The sequence below is a fragment of the Paramaledivibacter caminithermalis DSM 15212 genome (assembly GCF_900142245.1).
Lineage (GTDB): Bacteria > Bacillota > Clostridia > Peptostreptococcales > Caminicellaceae > Paramaledivibacter > Paramaledivibacter caminithermalis.
Genome location: NZ_FRAG01000041.1, coordinates 15,473 through 32,873 on the forward strand (window position 1 = coordinate 15,473; position 17,401 = coordinate 32,873).

General features: G+C 31.1%; 17 protein-coding genes. 5 read left to right on the top strand and 12 right to left on the bottom strand.

Annotated elements, in window-relative coordinates; all coding sequences use genetic code 11:
* Positions 1-15: 15 nt before the first annotated feature.
* Both BUB36_RS13670 and BUB36_RS13675 read right to left on the bottom strand, forming a co-directional pair.
* Complete coding sequence (locus BUB36_RS13670) at positions 16-777, bottom strand: DUF2087 domain-containing protein (protein ID WP_207550823.1); 762 nt, start codon at positions 775-777, stop codon at positions 16-18.
* A 167-nt stretch (positions 778-944) separates the two neighbouring features.
* Positions 945-1,592 carry a YhcN/YlaJ family sporulation lipoprotein gene (locus tag BUB36_RS13675; RefSeq protein WP_073151353.1) on the bottom strand — a complete coding sequence of 216 codons (648 nt, stop codon included), beginning with the start codon at positions 1,590-1,592 and terminating at the stop codon, positions 945-947.
* 764 nt (positions 1,593-2,356) lie between these two features.
* Between BUB36_RS13675 and BUB36_RS20200 the strand changes: the two genes are divergently transcribed.
* Positions 2,357-2,542 (top strand): thioredoxin family protein, encoded by a 186-nt coding sequence (locus BUB36_RS20200; protein WP_278247844.1) that lies wholly within the window; start codon positions 2,357-2,359, stop codon positions 2,540-2,542.
* 63 nt (positions 2,543-2,605) lie between these two features.
* Here the strand turns inward: BUB36_RS20200 and mgsA are convergent, their stop codons facing one another.
* From mgsA to BUB36_RS13705, 5 genes are all read right to left on the bottom strand, one after another.
* Positions 2,606-3,010: a methylglyoxal synthase gene (gene mgsA / locus BUB36_RS13685; protein ID WP_073151356.1), complete on the bottom strand. Its 405-nt coding sequence runs from the start codon at positions 3,008-3,010 to the stop codon at positions 2,606-2,608.
* Positions 3,011-3,119: 109 nt separating this feature from the next.
* Positions 3,120-3,728 (bottom strand): DNA-3-methyladenine glycosylase, encoded by a 609-nt coding sequence (locus tag BUB36_RS13690; protein ID WP_073151358.1) that lies wholly within the window; start codon positions 3,726-3,728, stop codon positions 3,120-3,122.
* 403 nt (positions 3,729-4,131) lie between these two features.
* A complete protein-coding gene (locus BUB36_RS13695; protein ID WP_242655839.1) occupies positions 4,132-5,862 on the bottom strand; it encodes a S8 family serine peptidase in 1,731 nt (576 codons plus the stop codon).
* Positions 5,863-6,299: 437 nt separating this feature from the next.
* Positions 6,300-7,730, bottom strand: coding sequence for a type I glutamate--ammonia ligase (glnA, locus tag BUB36_RS13700; protein ID WP_073151360.1), 1,431 nt, complete (start codon positions 7,728-7,730; stop codon positions 6,300-6,302).
* Between the two features lie 18 nt (positions 7,731-7,748).
* A complete protein-coding gene (locus tag BUB36_RS13705) occupies positions 7,749-8,207 on the bottom strand; it encodes an Lrp/AsnC family transcriptional regulator (RefSeq protein WP_084112048.1) in 459 nt (152 codons plus the stop codon).
* Positions 8,208-8,727: 520 nt separating this feature from the next.
* Here BUB36_RS13705 and BUB36_RS13710 point away from each other — a divergent pair.
* A complete protein-coding gene (locus BUB36_RS13710) occupies positions 8,728-9,432 on the top strand; it encodes a lysophospholipid acyltransferase family protein (protein WP_073151361.1) in 705 nt (234 codons plus the stop codon).
* A 186-nt stretch (positions 9,433-9,618) separates the two neighbouring features.
* Here the strand turns inward: BUB36_RS13710 and BUB36_RS13715 are convergent, their stop codons facing one another.
* Together BUB36_RS13715 and BUB36_RS13720 are read right to left on the bottom strand one after the other, a co-directional pair.
* Positions 9,619-9,801 (bottom strand): asparagine synthase, encoded by a 183-nt coding sequence (locus BUB36_RS13715; RefSeq protein ID WP_073151363.1) that lies wholly within the window; start codon positions 9,799-9,801, stop codon positions 9,619-9,621.
* A gap of 175 nt (positions 9,802-9,976) precedes the next feature.
* Positions 9,977-10,435: a hypothetical protein gene (locus tag BUB36_RS13720; RefSeq protein WP_073151365.1), complete on the bottom strand. Its 459-nt coding sequence runs from the start codon at positions 10,433-10,435 to the stop codon at positions 9,977-9,979.
* Between the two features lie 449 nt (positions 10,436-10,884).
* On the opposite strand from BUB36_RS13720, the gene BUB36_RS13725 reads away from it, so the two are divergent.
* The 3 genes from BUB36_RS13725 to BUB36_RS13735 all read left to right on the top strand — a co-directional run bounded on the left by BUB36_RS13725 (position 10,885) and on the right by BUB36_RS13735 (position 14,492).
* Complete coding sequence (locus tag BUB36_RS13725; protein ID WP_073151368.1) at positions 10,885-11,382, top strand: NADH-quinone oxidoreductase subunit NuoE family protein; 498 nt, start codon at positions 10,885-10,887, stop codon at positions 11,380-11,382.
* Positions 11,375-12,640 (top strand): complex I 51 kDa subunit family protein, encoded by a 1,266-nt coding sequence (locus BUB36_RS13730; RefSeq protein ID WP_073151371.1) that lies wholly within the window; start codon positions 11,375-11,377, stop codon positions 12,638-12,640. Before BUB36_RS13725 ends, BUB36_RS13730 begins: the two co-directional genes overlap by 8 nt.
* A gap of 79 nt (positions 12,641-12,719) precedes the next feature.
* Positions 12,720-14,492, top strand: coding sequence for an NADH-dependent [FeFe] hydrogenase, group A6 (locus BUB36_RS13735; protein WP_073151374.1), 1,773 nt, complete (start codon positions 12,720-12,722; stop codon positions 14,490-14,492).
* A 124-nt stretch (positions 14,493-14,616) separates the two neighbouring features.
* Here BUB36_RS13735 and BUB36_RS13740 read toward each other — a convergent pair whose 3' ends face one another.
* The 3 genes from BUB36_RS13740 to tnpA all read right to left on the bottom strand — a co-directional run.
* A complete protein-coding gene (locus BUB36_RS13740) occupies positions 14,617-16,074 on the bottom strand; it encodes an aminotransferase class I/II-fold pyridoxal phosphate-dependent enzyme (protein WP_278247843.1) in 1,458 nt (485 codons plus the stop codon).
* A gap of 212 nt (positions 16,075-16,286) precedes the next feature.
* Positions 16,287-16,856, bottom strand: coding sequence for an HDIG domain-containing metalloprotein (locus BUB36_RS13745; RefSeq protein ID WP_073151377.1), 570 nt, complete (start codon positions 16,854-16,856; stop codon positions 16,287-16,289).
* 319 nt (positions 16,857-17,175) lie between these two features.
* A partial coding sequence (gene tnpA / locus BUB36_RS13750; RefSeq protein WP_131821278.1) for an IS200/IS605 family transposase occupies positions 17,176-17,401 on the bottom strand: 226 nt, incomplete at its 5' end.

Consider the following 17,401-nt stretch of genomic DNA (forward strand, 5'->3'; position numbering starts at 1 on the left):
TATCTCCCAACTATTTTAATTTTTCACCCAATAGCTGCTGCAATCATTTGTTCTATTTAAGAATCCATATTCTATTAGATATCTTCTTAAAGTAACATAATCATCATCTACTTTTTTAAGTATATCGTTTACTTCCTTCTCAGTATATTCCTTATTGTTTTTAAATTTTTTTGAAATATGATTGAGTACAATAATTTTTCTTTTTTCCTTCCTAGGAAATGAAATCAACTTACCATTTCCTTCATCTTTAAAGTATCTCTTTATTACACTTTCCCTTTCACTATTGGTAATAGCATATCTCTCATCCACCATTGTTGCCCCCTTATGAATATCAATTAATTTTTCATCTTTATTGCTTTTATTTTCAAGTAAAGCCATTATAGCTAAAAACACCTTCGCCTGTTTTTCTTTTTCTTTAAGTCTAAAACGATGATTCCTTATGGTTGATGTGCTTTTCCCACCTTCTTTTTTTACTATCTCCTTGTCACTTAGACCTTCATTAAAATATCTTAATAACTCCTTTTGAACATCAGTAAGTCCTGTGTACTTCTTATTCATATTAATAAGATAATTAAAAACCGAACCATGTTTTAATTCAATATGTTTTTTAACAGCCCTTTCTGCATCATATAAAGTATTATCCTGTGGATAAATCACTCCCTTTTCAAATTTTTCTCCACATATTAAACAAATATATCCTTCAAACTCAGAATTATATACATATCCTTGTTTAATCTCATCTATGGTTGCATTCCAAAATAATCCATTAACATTCATAATAACATCTCCTAATCATGTTTGTGTTTATGCAAACATAATACTATTTTGTTTGTTTATTGTCAAGTTTTTTTATTATTTCCTAGTATTATGTTTTTTCTGCAAGGATTATTATTTCTGATTAAGAAAAAAGCTTTCCTTAATTTATTAGGAAAGCTCTTCTAATGTTATCTAAATAAGTTTTGTAAGTCGTTTAGAAAACTTCTTGCTGGTCTACCCATATTTATATCTCTCACCATATTTTTTAACTTTGTTATTTTATTTGGATCTACTGTTACAACTACCTTTTTAACGGATGGATCTATTTGTCTAATTCTATTTGCACATTCTGTACGAAGTGCTGCTACATTTTCATTTGTCCCCTTAGTCTTATTAATACCTACATAACATGTATCTCCATCCCTTACAACAGTTGCATCTGTAACACCTCTAATATTTTCGCATGAATTTTCCATTCTATTTACTTCAGCTGAATTAGTTGAAGTTCTTGTTGGATTCATTATTCCCTGTGGTATATTATCATACCCAAATCCTCTTCTATTGTCTCCTATATCAAAGAATCCATATAATCTATTATCTGGAGTATATCCTTGTCCATAATTATACATTCTATTGTCTCTATAATTACCTTGTCCATAATTATAGGGATTTCTTGTATCATAACCTGTATAATATCTATTATCGTTCATGTAATATTTAGTACCATATCTTTCTGGGACAGGTCTTTGCTGTGGAGTACACCCTACAATAAATGCTGAAATAATCAGCACTAATGATAAAGCAATGGTGAATATTCTTAATTTGTCGTTTGTCACTGATATTCTCCTTTCCAAATTGATAGTTCCAAGTTTTTTACATTTAAAGAAATTACATGATTCTCTTCTTCATAAACTTACTATTTCTCATATAGAGTTTATCTAGTGAAATTTATGCAATTTCTCTATTTGTGTATATAATGCTACAAACCTGTATATATTACATAATCAAATTTTTAAATATATAGATTTCCCATAGTAAAACTTAATTTATACATATTAAAATACCCAAAGTTTTAAGGATTTTTGATGTGTATAAATTAACTGTTTTACTGAAATATCTATATCAGCTATTTGATAATGTAATATATTGATTTTTAATGCATTATACATAATTGATACATCTATATTTTTTGTTTTTTCATATACAATTATCTATTGTACTTTTTTCAATCCTTTCTATTTTTTTCAAAATAATTTAGATATAAAAGCTTTATTAATAGGTAAATTTCTATTTTTCCTATTGAAAAATTTTTAGAAAATAATATAATAATATTATAATATTCTAATATTATTATTTTTTTATTGCTTATAATGTTTCTGTGCCAAATATGTATTTCAATCTAACTTCATCACTTTTAAAGGTCTTAGCCCATCCAACTGGTATTAAGACAATAAATTATTTAAAATTAAAAACGGTACTATAGAGGATGAAATTAAAAGGCTTTTATGTGAACAAAACAAAATAAATTATAGGAGGATATATTTACATGGAAATTAAGATTTTTGAAAGAGTTTGCTGAGATGGCAGTAAAATTGCTCCCATAGTTGATGGGGTATTAACTGAACTAGGTAAAGATGATGATTTTGAAATTATTGGAGATATACCTTCAATAGTAAAAGCTGGTATAATGAATCCACCTGCTTTAATGATTAACGGCAAAGTTAAATTGTTTGGTAAAATACCGACTTTTGATGAAGTTAAAAAAGCAATAGAGGAAGAAATGTAGTTTTAAGGTCATAGGGTAAACCCTGTGACCTTATTTTTAACAAAGAAAATTACATTATCCTATCTAATAATTATTCTTTATTTCACGCCAATTTGTAACTTCTTCTCTATGAAGTGCATTTAATAATATTTCTGCAGTACTTATATTTGTAGCTATCGGAACTGAATGGACATCACATAATCTTATTAATGCAAGTATATCTGGCTCGTGGGGTTGTGCTGTTAGAGGGTCTCTTAAAAATATAACTAAATCCAGCTTATCACACGCAATTCTTGACCCTATCTGCTGATCTCCTCCTAATGGACCAGAAAGAAATCTTTCTATTTCTAGGTCTGTTTCTTCATTAATAAGCCTTCCAGTGGTTCCAGTTGCACAGAGCTTATGATTTTTAAGTATATCCTTGTATTTTTTTGTAAAATTAATCATTTGAGGTTTCTTTTTATCATGGGCTATTAATGCTATATTCAACTTTATCTTCCTTTCATATTTAATCCTATATTTATTGAATTATTACTCTTATTTAAACATTCTATCAAATTAAGGTAATTTGTAAAAGTTAAATATAGCTTAAATTTTTTTATCTTGAGACATATGCATTTCCTTTTATAAAAAATCTCCATTCAAATTCCTTTGCTTCCTCTGCATAGTCAATATTTATTCTCTTAGATACTCCTATATCAAAGGATTTATAGCTATCATCAACTATAAACAATCTATCACCAGTCAAATCATCGCCATAATTATCCTTAGTAATATTTAAGGCACTACATAGTTTTCCAGGTCCATTAGTCAAGTTTTTTAACTGTCTATTATTTAAAAGGGCTAAAGCTTTTTTATATCTGTTTAAGGCCATTTCCTCCAATCCAGCTATTGGTTCCAAGGCTCTTATAAGCACTGCTGCTCCTTGACCCTCCTCCTCTGTTACTATATTCATACAATGATACATTCCATATATGAGATATACGTAGGCATATCCAGGTGGTCCAAACATCACCTTAGTTCTATCAGTATATCTGTTATTATAGCAATGGCAAGCTTTATCTATATCTCCCACATAGGCTTCTACTTCAACTATTCTTCCCATTAGTTCTAATTTATCAATCTTGTGAACCAATATCTTCCCTAAAAGTTTTTTTGCTACTTTAATTGTTTTTCCTTTATAAAAAATTTTATCTAATTTTTTCATTTTTGACCTGCCCTTCTGTTGATATCTTTTAAATCTACTAAAGTTATCTACAATAATTATGGTTTTTACTTCAATAATGAAAAGCCAGCTTTAAATCATTAGTTAATATTTATTCTAACATTCTAACGTTTCTTATTGTATAGATATTCCAATAAAACAATTAATTTATCCACATAAAAATACACATCAAAAATCCTTAAAAGCTCTGGACATTTTGATATGTATAAATATCCATGGTATATTCTTAGAATTAGATATAGGCTATAATTTCTAAGCCTTTATAGTAAGCTTTATATTATTTATAACAAGAAGATATAAGTTTAACCCCCTTGATTCTAAAACCAAGGGGGATTAATACTAACTTCTATTTATTTTGTAAAGGAAAATTCATAAATTACTATCTTTATTGATTTTGTACTAATGTTAGATTATTGCCTCCTACACTCAAATCAAATAAATAATTTCCACTGTCTGAATATGAATATACTTCAATTTTGTAAGTGCCTGTACTTGTAGGAGTAAAGTTAATATTTTCTTGTCTTGCTACGCCCGTTGAAGATGCTAAACGATTTCCATTTGAATCATACAGATAAACATCAAAATCAGGTGTTGAACTCCAACCACTACTTTGCCAATTAGTTATTACAAGCGTAATTGCTATGGGATAATTGGTGTCGTTTACTGTAAATTCCCAAATATCTGCTTTCTTTGATGCTGATAAGCTATCAGTTCCGTACATATGATTAGGAACGGCTATATTGCTACCACTAAATCCACCTGCTTGTTTAATAGCCTCATATCCGTCTAATCTACCATAGCCATATTCGATATCATTACCATTAACTCCCCAATCCTCAGCAGTAGAAGTTATTGTGTTCTTTATTTGAAGAGGATTCAAATTAGGATTAGCATCTAACATCAAAGCTATGGTTCCAGCTGTAAAAGGAGTAGCCATACTAGTACCACTATGGACTATATAACTAGCTGAAGAATTTGCTTTTGGAGCAGTTATATTATATCCTGGAGATGCTATATCTGGTTTGATTCTCCCGTCTGCTGTAGGTCCTCTGCTTGAAAAATCAGTAAGGTTAAATCCATTTTCGCCTACATCTGCCATTGCCGCTACTGTTATAGCTTTATCAGCCGCACCTGGTGAACCTATTGTATATTTAGATGGTCCAGAATTCCCAGCAGCTACTACTACAACAATACCATTATTAACAGCATTATTTACTGCTAATGATGTAGAATCAGTACCGTCAGAACTTCCACTTGTTCCAAGACTCATATTAATTATATCTATTCCATATACGTCTTTGTTAGTAATACACCAATCTATAGCAGCAGTTACATCACTCATTGAACCACTACCTTGATTGTTAAGAACTTTAAGTCCTACAAGAGCAGCACCTTTAGCAACACCTTCATAATCTGAATTACCTTCTCCTGTCCCAGCAATGATTCCAGATACATGGGTACCATGTCCTTGATCATCATAGGGAGTAATTTGATTATTTACATAATCTTTCCATCCAATTATTTTTCCATCGTCTAAATCTACATGATTTCCATCTATTCCAGTATCTATAACTGCAACTACTACATCATCCTTTGAGTAACTGTTTATATTACCATCTCTATCTCCATCTAAACCAAAATCGTTTCTTGCTTTTTCCGTTCCAAACCAATAATTAGCAGTGTCATTAAATGCTTTAACTTCCTCATCGTATTCTATATGATTTACTATATCAAGCTTTGATAATTTATTGATTTGTCCTTTATTTAATTTCATAGCCACAGCAGGAATATTTTTATATTCATGCTTAATTTTATAGCTTCCTAATAACATTTTCATATCATTATTTCTTACCTTATTCATCTTTTCTTCAAACACAACTATAACTGAAATCTCCTCGTCATCTTTCGCTTTATTCATTTTTTCAGATAAGTTTTCAAAAAGCTTGTCCTTATCTTTATCAAAGATTTTCTCCATTTTTTGCATTTTAACTTTTGCTTTAGGTTTATCAGTTTTAATTTTATCATCACTTGCAAATCCATATATGCTTACACTTAAAAAGATAATAGTACATAATGTAATTAAAGCTATCTTTTTACCTTTACACATATTTACCATTTTCTCTCCTCCTTGTTTTTTAATATCAGAGCATACTGAGTTTCAGGTTAATATACTTGTACATTGGAATCACCCCCCTTACATTAGTAGTAAAAAGAAATAAGTAAGCTATATTATATTTTTTTAAAGTTACTAAACAAACCGTTCAAATATCTTCTATTAATTTTAATAATACTACCATTTTTTTCCTAAGTCAATATTTTTTTATTTTTTTTTAACATTTTTCATTTAATTTTAAAAAGTAGTATATTTTCAATTTAATTACAATGATTATTTTTTGTTATTTCCTATAAATTTCATTTGTTTTCATCTTTTATCTAAAATTATAAAAATAAGGAACTCGAACAGTAAGTTATTGAATTTTTTTATTAAAGATAGCCCAACTAAAATGGAAGAGGTATTAACCTCTTCCAATATTAATCTCAACTATCCTATTTTTATAAATCAAAGTACATCTCATATTCTAAAGGATGGGGAGTCATATTTACTCTAGAAGCATCTTGTCTCATCCTTTTTATCTGATCCTTTATTATTCCTAGAGAAAATACCCCATCTGCAAGTAAAAATTCATAGTCCTTTTCTAAAGCATCTGCTGCTTCCTCTAGAGATTTTGGTAATCCCTTTATCTTAACCCTTTCTTCATCAGATAAATCAAAAATATTTACATCATATGGTCCATAACCTTCCTTTACTGGATCTATTTCATTCTTTATTCCATCAATCATTGCCATAAGTAGGGCTGAATAAGCTAAGTATGGATTACAGGTTGCATCGGAAGGTCTAAATTCAAATCTCTTAGCTTCGGGCTTATTTGCATAACCTGGTATCCTTATTACTGAGCTTCTATTTGAAGTTGCAAAGCAAATACTTACTGGGGCTTCATATCCTGGGACAAGTCTTTTATAGGAATTTGTACTGGGATTGGTAAATGCCATAAGAGCTGGAGAATGTTTAAGTATACCTCCTATAGCATAAAGAGCTGTTCTACTCAATGCTGAATATCCATGCTCATCATAAAAAATAGGCTCTTCATTCTTAAATAATTGAAGATGTACATGCATTCCACTACCAGCTTCTCCTAGAAATGGCTTAGGCATTAAGGTTACAGTTTTGCCATGTCTAACAGCTTCATTCTTTATGATATACTTGGTAAGCATGGTCCTATCAGCCATTTCAACTAAACCTCCAAAGCTAAGCTCTATCTCAAGCTGTCCAGGTCCTCCAACCTCAGGATGATGATATTTCACAGGAACACCATGCTCTTCCAGCTTAAGCACTATACTATTTCTCAAGTCGAAATTAACATCATAGGGTATGTCTACATGATATCCCTCTTTGTGATGTACTTTAAATCCTAAATTTTTAATATCCCTTTTCCCTGTATTCCATTCAGCCTGCTCAGAATCTAAATATACTTCCATATGGTTTGATGAATTTACATAGGATATATGATCTAATATATAAAATTCCAGTTCTGGTCCAAATAAAGCTTTATCCGCAATTCCAGTCTTCTTCATATATTTTTCAGCTTTTTCAGCAACATATCTTGGATCTCCTTCAAATCTTTGGGTTTTATCTCCTAATGCATAAATATTTCCTATCATTGTTAATGTGGGTACTTCACTGAAGGGATCTAAAAAAGCACTGCTTAAATCAGGCTTAAAAACCATATCTGATTTTTCTACTGTTAAAAATCCATAGCTAGAACCATCAAAGCCTATACCATTTTCTAAGATTTTCTCAGAAAATCTTGAAGCTGTTATAGTAAGATGATGCCATCTTCCAGCTAAGTCGATAACCTTAAAATCTATAAACTTTATTTCATTATCTATGACAAAATTTCTAAAATCACATAAATCCTTAAACATATTTATACCTCCAAACCATCATTTTTTGAAATCCTTTTCCTCAAGGTTAATCTTAATCGTCTCTTTTGTTGTTGACAGCGTTAGATATGTATAGGTATTTCTAGCTATACTGTTGATCCTATCTATCAATTGTTCTAATCTTTTTGTATTTCTTGCTTTAACCTTTATTAAATAGCATGTGTCACCAGTTACCTTATGACATTCTAAAACTTCAGGCATTTCAGATAAAAACTTTGCGGTTTCATGTATGTTCATATTTCCCACTGGAACAGATATAAATGCTGTTATATCCATTCCTACCTTATCCCCGTCTATTATGGCTGCATATCCTTTTATTATCCCCTCCTGTTCCATTTTTTTTATTCTTTCTTTAGTTGCTGTAGTTGAAAGACCTATTTTTCGTCCTAACTCAGCGGTGCTTATTCTTCCATTATCCTGAAGCTCCATAAGTATAAGATAATCATATCTATCCATCATTCACTTCCTCTCCTGCTCCTACAAAAACAAAGCCTAATATTTCGTTGTAAATTATTTTTTGGATAGTCTTTAACAATATTATATATCTAATTTACTAAATTTTCTATATTTTTTAGTTAATTTGAATTATTTTTTAGTGTATTATAGTTATTATTAACATGTAATTATTTATAAATAGTTGATAAATCTAAATCTCAATACTTGATTCCTACATAAAAATGCTTGGCAAGATAATCATGGCTTTCCATTTTTTATCCCAATATACGGTCTAAATCGGCATCTCTGGCTGATATGAAAATAATAGAAAAATTTACATAAAGCTATGGGATTTTATGTGATTATTCATGCTTACATTCATTATACTTGGTTATTAGGTATACATAAATTTTTATGGAAAAATCTTAATTTTCTTTTATGCTAACTAAAAATACAAATCGACCATACTAATGATATAATAGTTAATGATAAATATACTATCTTTTAGCTAGGGAGGAGGCACTGGTTTTTACCAGCTTAAATAATGAATCTAATTCTTAATGCTTTTTCAAAAACTGCCAGAATATTACCTAAAAATATAAGAGTCGGTTTAACTCAAAAACTAATAGATAAATTTTTAGAAAAATATGCTGAAATCGAGGTCATAAATGGAGAAATAATTGAGCAAAGAAAAGATATTCCAACTATTTATATTGGAAACCATCTTAGTAATGTTGATGGAGTTGTTCTAAATAAACTTCTAAAAAATAATGATATAGCCTTTATGGCAGGTGTCAAGCTAAGTAAAAATCTTGTAACAAATTTGGTTCTTGAAACCGTAAATACTATACAGATAACACCAAATTCAGCTGATAAAAAAGCTATAAAACAAGCTATAAACCATCTAAAAAATAAGGGTTCAATATTTATTTTCCCAGAAGGAACTAGAAGCAGATTGGGGTCAATGATTAGGGCAAAGAAAGGCTTTGTACTATTAGCAAAAATGTCTAAGGCTCAGTTAGTTCCTATAGGGCTTGAGGGTACTGAAAAATTATTACCTATCAATAATGAAGACATGGGAAAGGAAAAATTTAATCACTCAAGGGTCAGAGTAATATTTGGCAAGCCCTTTAATCTGCCTGAAAAAGAACAGGACAATAGGGCTATATGGACAGAGTATGCCTGTGAATATTCGATGAAAAAAATAGCTGAGCTTTTAAGCCCTAAGTATAGAGGAGTGTATAGATAGTTGCAAGTTCCATGTTCTAAGTTACAAGTATTAGGGTCTTTCTAATAAGTTTTAAAAAAAACAATCTATACCAATATTTTACTGGTGATAGTTTCAACTTTTGTTCTAGCACTATGTTTTAGCTATATGATTTCCTGCAAAAAAGTTTGAGTTTTTTAGCAAAGAATAAAGTAAGGGAATTCTCCCTTACTCATTTTTATGTTGCACTATATCTATTGTACCTAACACTATATGGGCTAAACCTAATCCCATTATTCCCCATGCAATCTTATCAGATCTACCTCTAGAATTTCTTGCCATAAGGGCTCCTGTTGTAGTAACGGCTGTTCCAAGAACGGCAGGGATTATACCTTCACGGATTTTGTCCATTAAAAATCTACCTCCTTAAATCCAATTTAAGGCTTCAATATACAATTTATAAAGCAACAAATTATATATCTATTTATTATAATTAGCAGTTAATTGATTAATATGTCTGTTAAAAAAGAACAAATATATTTATTAAATCAAATACAGCTTTTTTAGCCAATTAGCTAACACCCTATTATGATTGTATATTTCTATCATTTATACTACTTGCTAATTTATAACACCTTTCATTCTTAACCTGTCCAAAAGATAGAGTCAATGTTAGTCCTATTCCTTCTTCTAAACTTACTTTATATATATCATATGCACCATGAAAATCATCAATATTATACCTTCTTTCTAAAAACTCCCTAATATTATCTATCAAAGCATCACTTATATATTCTGACTGTTCAAATAGAATTGTTTCACCTTCTTCATCTAAAGGATAGTCTATATCTTCTATTTGATTTTTAAGTAAATCTTCAATATAATCATTACTAAGTATCACATTAAATCCCATTATATTTTTACCAGTAGAATCGCTTATATTTCTCACTTCACTAACACCATCAAAGGTTTCTATAATATTCTTAATATCTTCACTATTAATTTCTATATAGCTATCTTGTGAACGAATTGTCATTTTTCTCATAGAAATTTCACCTTCTTAAAATTTTTATAAAATATTGATATTTTTGTAATTATTTTTGTGAAATATAATATGTCTTTTTTTATTTTTTTATTTCCAATATATGCAATTAAATTTAATTTTCATTGCATTTTTTTAAATATTCTAAATTTTGAAATATATTTTCAAATCCTTAGGTTTTACGTTATTAATAGCTTTCACAATAAATTTTTATACCTTAAGTCAATTATTGTTTAATATTATAGTTGTCAGTATGATTCATAATTATTCTTTTTTGCAAATGTAATTATTTCAACAAAGTCTTATGATTAGCTATTTTACAATTTTATAGCATAAACTTAAGCGTTAATTTTTTGATTATTCTTTAAATTTTTTATATTTTTTATTATTATATAATTATAAAAATTTATATTGTTTCCAATATATTTTTAAAAAGGGGGCGCCATAAGCATATGGAAAAAAATATAGGTAATAAAAACTTGATAAAGGATATTGACAGCATATTAGAAAAATATGATTTTGACAATCATAATCTACTACCAATCCTACAGGAAACCCAATCACTTATCCCAAATCATTATATTCCAGAAGAAGTTGCCAAGTACATTGCTTTAAAACTCAACACTCCTACCAGTAAAGTTTATGATGTGATTTCCTTTTTTTCATCCCTATCTGACAAACCTAAAGGCCTACATGTTATCCAACTTTGTAAAAGTGCAGTATGCAGGTTAAATAAATATCAAACAGTTAGAGATATTCTTGAACGAGAACTTGGCATAAAAATGGGGGAAATAAGTGATGATGGATTATTTAGTCTAGAATATACAGCATGCTTCGGAGCTTGTGATATCTCACCAGCCTTTAGAATCGACAATAGGGTTTATGGAAACTTAACCGAAGATAAAATAATTGAAATAATTAATAATTACAGGAGGTTTAATCATGGATAGAACTGTAAAAGTTATTTCTAAAAATTTTAAAAAATATAATGTGGAGTCAATCGATGAATACATTAAATTAGGAGGATTTAGTGCTCTTAAAAAAGCATTTGATTTAGGTCCTAAAGGCATTATTAATGAGCTAAAAATTAGTGACCTTAAAGGTAGAGGCGGGGCTGCATTTCCTACAGGTAAAAAATGGGAACAAGCTACTAAGGTACCAGGTGACAGAAAAATTATTATCTGTAATGCTGATGAAGGTGAACCAGCCACCTTTAAAGACAGATATCTACTTGAATATGACCCCTTCAAGGTTATTGAAGGAATGACAATTGCAGGTATAACTTTTAATGCAAATGAAGGCTTTATATATATAAGAGAAGAATATAAATATCTTCATGATAAGTTTAAAAAAGCTATCCAGCTTACAAAAGAAAATAACTATTTAGGTCAAAACATTCTAAATACTGGCTTTAACTTTGATATAACTGTTTTCTCTGGAGCAGGTGCATATGTTTGTGGAGAAAGCACTGCATTGATAGAATCTATCGAAGGTAAAAGCGGAAGACCTAGGCTTAAGCTTGCTAGAACAAGTGAAAAGGGACTTTATGATCTACCTACCTTAGCAAATAATATTGAGACCTTAGCAGCGGTAGCTACAATCTTAGAAATTGGAGGAGAAGAGTATGCCAAATATGGAACCAAAAATAGTAAAGGAACAAAATTAATAAGTCTCTGCGGAAATATTAATAAACCTGGTGCATATGAAGTCCCATTTGGGATTACTTTAAAAGAAATCATTTACGATATTGGCGGTGGAGTAAAAAATGGTAATGCTCTTAAATTCCTTCAGCTTGGAGGCGCCTCAGGTCCTATTGTTCCTGCCAGCATGATAGATTTAAAGTACTGTTATAATGAATTAAATGCTAACGGTATAAATATAGGCTCAGGAGCTATATTGGTAGCAGATGAAACAAACAAAGTAGTTGATTTTCTAAAATCAGTTCAAGACTTTTTCCTACATGAAAGTTGTGGAAAGTGTACGCCTTGTAGAGAAGGTAATAGGCAGATAACCAAGATTATCAATAGATTTGTTAATGATGAAGCCAGTATTGAAGACTTAAAAACCATAGAAAAATTTGCCAATGTAATGAAATATGCTTCCTTTTGCGGATTAGGTAAAACTGCTCCCACTGCACTACTTTCAGCAATAAAACATTTTCCGATAGAATTTTATCAACACATTAAAACCGTAAGAAAAACAAGTTAAGGATATGTTTAATTTTTATTTTGTAGCACGATTAATTTAAGGCTTAGGAAAACGTTTTTATAATTTAAGGAGGATAATTATGAAAAGTTGCACTTTAATTATAGATAATAAGGAAATTACCGTACCTGAAGGTACAACTATATTAGAAGCCGCAAAGAAGGTCAGTATAAACATACCTACACTTTGTAACCATCCAGATCAACAAGTTAAAGCTAATTGTAGGATATGCTTAGTTCAGGTTGGTCCTGACAAATTAGTTACTGCATGTTCAACTCCTGTTAAAGATGGTATGAATGTAATCACTCATTCAAAATTAGTTAGAGACACCCAAAGAGGAGTACTCGAATTAATTTTAGCCAACCATCCTCAAGACTGTTTAAAATGTATTAGAAATGGTAAATGCGAACTTCAAAAACTTTGTGAAATGTTCCATATATCAAAAAGTAATCTGGAAGATGAGATAGATTCTTTAGAAGTTGACGAATCCAGTCCAGCTATTATTCGAGATCATAGAAAATGTATAAAATGCAATAGATGTATTGAAGTCTGCCAAGAAGTTCAAGGCGTTGGAGTACTAAGTCATGCCCATAGATCAGTTGACTATTGTATAACTCCCGCATTTGAAAAAAAGCTCATGAATACCCTATGTGTTTTCTGTGGTCAATGTACCTCTGTCTGTCCAGTTGGAGCAATATATGAAAAGGATGATACCGAAAAGATTTGGCATGCTCTTTATGATGAAAATCTTCATGTTATCGTTCAAATAGCTCCAGCAGTTAGAGTAAGTATTGGTGAAGAATTCGGCTTTGATCCTGGTACAAAGGTAACCGGAAAGGTTATTGCCGCTTTAAGAAGGCTAGGTTTTGATAAAGTATTTGATACTAATTTTACTGCAGACCTTACCATTATGGAAGAAGGTCATGAACTAATTGATAGGATAAAAAACGGTGGTACTCTTCCAATGATTACATCCTGCAGCCCTGGTTGGATAAATTATATCGAAGGCTTTTATCCTGATCTGTTAGACCATATATCTACTTGTAAATCTCCACAGCAAATGTTCGGTGCACTTTCAAAAACCTACTATGCAGAAAAAATGAATATTGATCCGTCCCAAATTTTTACAGTATCCATAATGCCATGTACAGCTAAGAAATATGAAGCAGAAAGGAAGGAAATGTCTTCCTACGGGTATAGAGATGTAGATGCAGTTCTTACAACAAGAGAACTTGCTAGAATGATAAAATCAGCTAGTATTGATTTTGCTAATATTAATGAGGAGGACTTTGATGACCCATTCGGAATTACCACTGGTGCTGCAGTTATTTTTGGTGCTACAGGTGGAGTTATGGAAGCAGCCCTTAGAACTGTCTATGAAGTGGTAACAGATAATGAGTTGGAAAGCCTTGATTTTACTGAAGTTAGAGGTATAGAAGGAATTAAAGAAGCCGAGGTAGATCTCAATGGCACGCCTATTAAGGTAGCTGTAGCCCATGGACTTAGTAATGCTAGAAAAGTATTGGAGCTTATAAAACAAGGTAAGTGTGATTATACATTCATTGAAGTAATGTGCTGCCCTGGTGGTTGCATAGGCGGAGGCGGTCAACCAATAGGTTCTACTACGGAGGTTAAAGAAAAACGAATAGAAGGTATATATGATATTGATAAAAATATGAAGCTTAGAAAATCCCATGAAAATCCTGCTATTAGAAAACTATATGAAGAATTCCTAGGAGAGCCTTTAGGAAAAATATCCCATAAAATTCTTCATACTCATTATAGTCCACGTAATGAAAAACTGGATTTGGAATATCTTCAAAAACAATATGAGGTAGCAGCAACGGAGGAGTAGATAAACAACAGTGCCTGGTCGCCGTTGTTAGTTGCAAGTTTCAAGTTGCATGTTCCAAGTTCTAAATATTAGATTTTTCCTTATTAGCTTTAAAGAAAAACTGAAGCGTCCTTTGGACGCTTTTTTAACCTCCTAATACTTTAATATATTCAACATATGGGTCCTCTGTTCCTTGAAGAAGACTGTGTTCTTCCTTTAATTTTATGATATATTCTATCATTTCCCTACTTATACGTTCTCCAGGTGTAACAACAGGAATTCCAGGTGGATAAGCCATAATTGATTCCCCACTAATTTCTCCCTCTGCATCTTCAAATCTTATTAATTTCTTTCTGCTATAATAAGCGTCTCTAGGAGAAATTATTACCTCTGGATTTTTTAAAATACCTTTATTACCAATAATATGTTTTTCTCTTTTATATTTAACTGCTATATCCCTTAAGGCAGACACTAATGCTTCTATAGACTCCTCAGTGTCTCCTAGACTCACAATAGCAAGTATATTATACATGTCTCCAAGCTCAAGCTGAATATTGTACTCATCCCTTAATGTATCATATACTTCAAACCCTGTTAATCCTAGTTTTTTTACATTTACACCTAATTTTGTCTCATCAAAATTAAAAACTCCTGAGGTTCCTATAAGTTCTTTTCCAAAGGCATATAGTCCTGGTATTTTATTTATTTCAGTTCTGGCCCATCTTGATAAATTCAATGCCTTTTGAAGCATCTCATATCCTACTGTAGCAAGCTGCTTTCTCGCAACATCTATACTCGCCATAAGTAAATATGACGCACTTGTTGTCTGTGTAAGGTTAAGAGTAGTTTTTACCCTTTTAGAATCAATAAATCCTTCATTCAACAATAATATAGAGCTTTGTGTCAGTGACCCCCCTGTCTTATGGGTGCTAACAGCGCACATATCTGCTCCTATATCCATTGCTTCTAGAGGTAATTCATCATGAAATTTCATATGAGCTCCATGGGCTTCATCAACAAGTACAGCCATGCCATTATCATGTGCTATTCGAACAATTGTTTTTATATCCGATGTCATGCCATAATAAGTTGGATTTATCAAAAATATAGCCTTGGCATCGGGATGCTCTGCCACTGCTTTTCTTATTTCATCAAGGCTTACTCCCATTGCCATTCCAAGTTCTTCATTTATCTCAGGTTGAATGTACACAGGAATAGCACCACTTAATATTAAGGACGTGGTGGCTGATTTATGGGCATTTCGAGGAAGAATTATTTTATCCCCTGGTTCACAAACACTCATGATCATTGTCTGCACTCCAGAGGTAGTTCCATTAACTAGAAAAAAGGCATGCTTAGCTCCATATGCCATAGCTGCAAGCTCTTCTGCTTCCTTTATTACTCCAATAGGATTACATATATTATCAAGGCATTTCATAGCATTTACATCTAATTCAAACATGATAGCGCCAAAATAATCCGTCATTTCTTTTATCCCTACACCATGTTTATGACCTGGAACATCAAAGGGGATAATATTTTTATTATGGTATTCCTTCATAGCTTCAAATAAAGGTGCCTTATTCTGATCTAATAATTTCAAATTTGTCACATCCTCCTAATATATCCAATTGAAATATTTAATATTTTTCTTACAATAGATATATTAAAATATATTTTTAACTAAAATGCAACAATTAATTATTAAAAATATATTTTTAACTAAAATGCAACAATTAATTATTAAAAATATCAGAGGAATAATTTGTAAAATAATCTAAGGCTACGGATATACATAGCCTTAGATTATTAGTGTTATTTTATTAAACTCATTCCAATTTGGCTTAATTCATCTTCTCTTTGAATCAATGAATCTATAACTGTCTGAATATGCTCTGTGAGATCTACTCCAAGCTCCTCTGCGCTCCTTTTAATTTGCTCCCTGTCTACTGCCTTTGCAAATGCCTTATCCTTAAGCTTTTTCTTAACTGATTTTACCTTTAAGCCTTCAAATTTATTGGGACGCACAAGAGCACAAGCAATGACAAAGCTTGAAAGTTCATCTACAGCGTATAAAGTCTTTGCCATCTGGGTTTCCCTTGGTGTATTCGTATAATCAGCATGCCCCTTTACAGCCATTATAAAATCTTCAGGGTAGCCTTTATCCTTTAATATTTCTGCTCCCCTAAGGGGATGCTCATCTGGATATTTTTCAAAATCAATATCATGTAAAAGTCCACAGGAAGCCCAGGTTTCTACATCTTGTCCAAATTTTTTAGCATAGCCTATCATGGATGCTTCAACTGCTAAGCAATGTTTCAACAAACTATCAGAATCCACATATTCATTAAGCAGATTAAAAGCATTTTCTCTATTCATTTCCATACTAATCCTCCCCTCAAACTAATATTTAAATTATAGACATATCTCTTTACTTTTCTACTTTTTCTTAAAAAATCCTTTAAAAATTTATTTATATATACTCAACAATAAAGGATGCAGTTTTTTTGTCAACAAAAGAAATAAAACGTGACAAGAAATGATTTCCTATCACGCTATGTAATGTATTTAAATTAACTCTTTGTATTAGTTAATTAAACAACCCTGCACTGAAGTACAGGGATTTAGATGGCGACTGAAAGTCGCGATTACGGCTGAAGCCGTCTAAAGATATTTGCTAAAGCAAACTAAAGCTTCTTCCCCGTTACTCTTCTATTTTAAATACTTCGTTTATGTCTTTCCTGTTCTCTTGATTCTCAATATAATTTCTTATGGTCTCTTCTGTAACCGTTCCAACTGTAGCACAAAAGTATCCTCTTGCCCATATATGTTGCCCCCAGTACCTCTTCTTCAATTCTGGAAATTCATCCTGTATTAGCTTTGATGATCTTCCTTTTAAATATTGAACTATTTTGCTTGGTGCTATATCT

What these genes read in the sequence shown, in the direction of transcription:
- BUB36_RS13670 (WP_207550823.1), bottom strand. Translation starts at nt 777, where the DNA reads ATGAATGTTAATGGATTATTTTGGAATGCAACCATAGATGAGATTAAA.
- BUB36_RS13690 (WP_073151358.1), bottom strand. Translation starts at nt 3,728, where the DNA reads ATGAAAAAATTAGATAAAATTTTTTATAAAGGAAAAACAATTAAAGTA.
- BUB36_RS13695 (WP_242655839.1), bottom strand. Translation starts at nt 5,862, where the DNA reads ATGGTAAATATGTGTAAAGGTAAAAAGATAGCTTTAATTACATTATGT.
- glnA (WP_073151360.1), bottom strand. Translation starts at nt 7,730, where the DNA reads ATGTTTAAGGATTTATGTGATTTTAGAAATTTTGTCATAGATAATGAA.
- BUB36_RS13705 (WP_084112048.1), bottom strand. Translation starts at nt 8,207, where the DNA reads ATGATGGATAGATATGATTATCTTATACTTATGGAGCTTCAGGATAAT.
- BUB36_RS13710 (WP_073151361.1), top strand. Translation starts at nt 8,728, where the DNA reads ATGAATCTAATTCTTAATGCTTTTTCAAAAACTGCCAGAATATTACCT.
- BUB36_RS13715 (WP_073151363.1), bottom strand. Translation starts at nt 9,801, where the DNA reads ATGGACAAAATCCGTGAAGGTATAATCCCTGCCGTTCTTGGAACAGCC.
- BUB36_RS13720 (WP_073151365.1), bottom strand. Translation starts at nt 10,435, where the DNA reads ATGAGAAAAATGACAATTCGTTCACAAGATAGCTATATAGAAATTAAT.
- BUB36_RS13725 (WP_073151368.1), top strand. Translation starts at nt 10,885, where the DNA reads ATGGAAAAAAATATAGGTAATAAAAACTTGATAAAGGATATTGACAGC.
- BUB36_RS13730 (WP_073151371.1), top strand. Translation starts at nt 11,375, where the DNA reads ATGGATAGAACTGTAAAAGTTATTTCTAAAAATTTTAAAAAATATAAT.
- BUB36_RS13735 (WP_073151374.1), top strand. Translation starts at nt 12,720, where the DNA reads ATGAAAAGTTGCACTTTAATTATAGATAATAAGGAAATTACCGTACCT.
- BUB36_RS13745 (WP_073151377.1), bottom strand. Translation starts at nt 16,856, where the DNA reads ATGGAAATGAATAGAGAAAATGCTTTTAATCTGCTTAATGAATATGTG.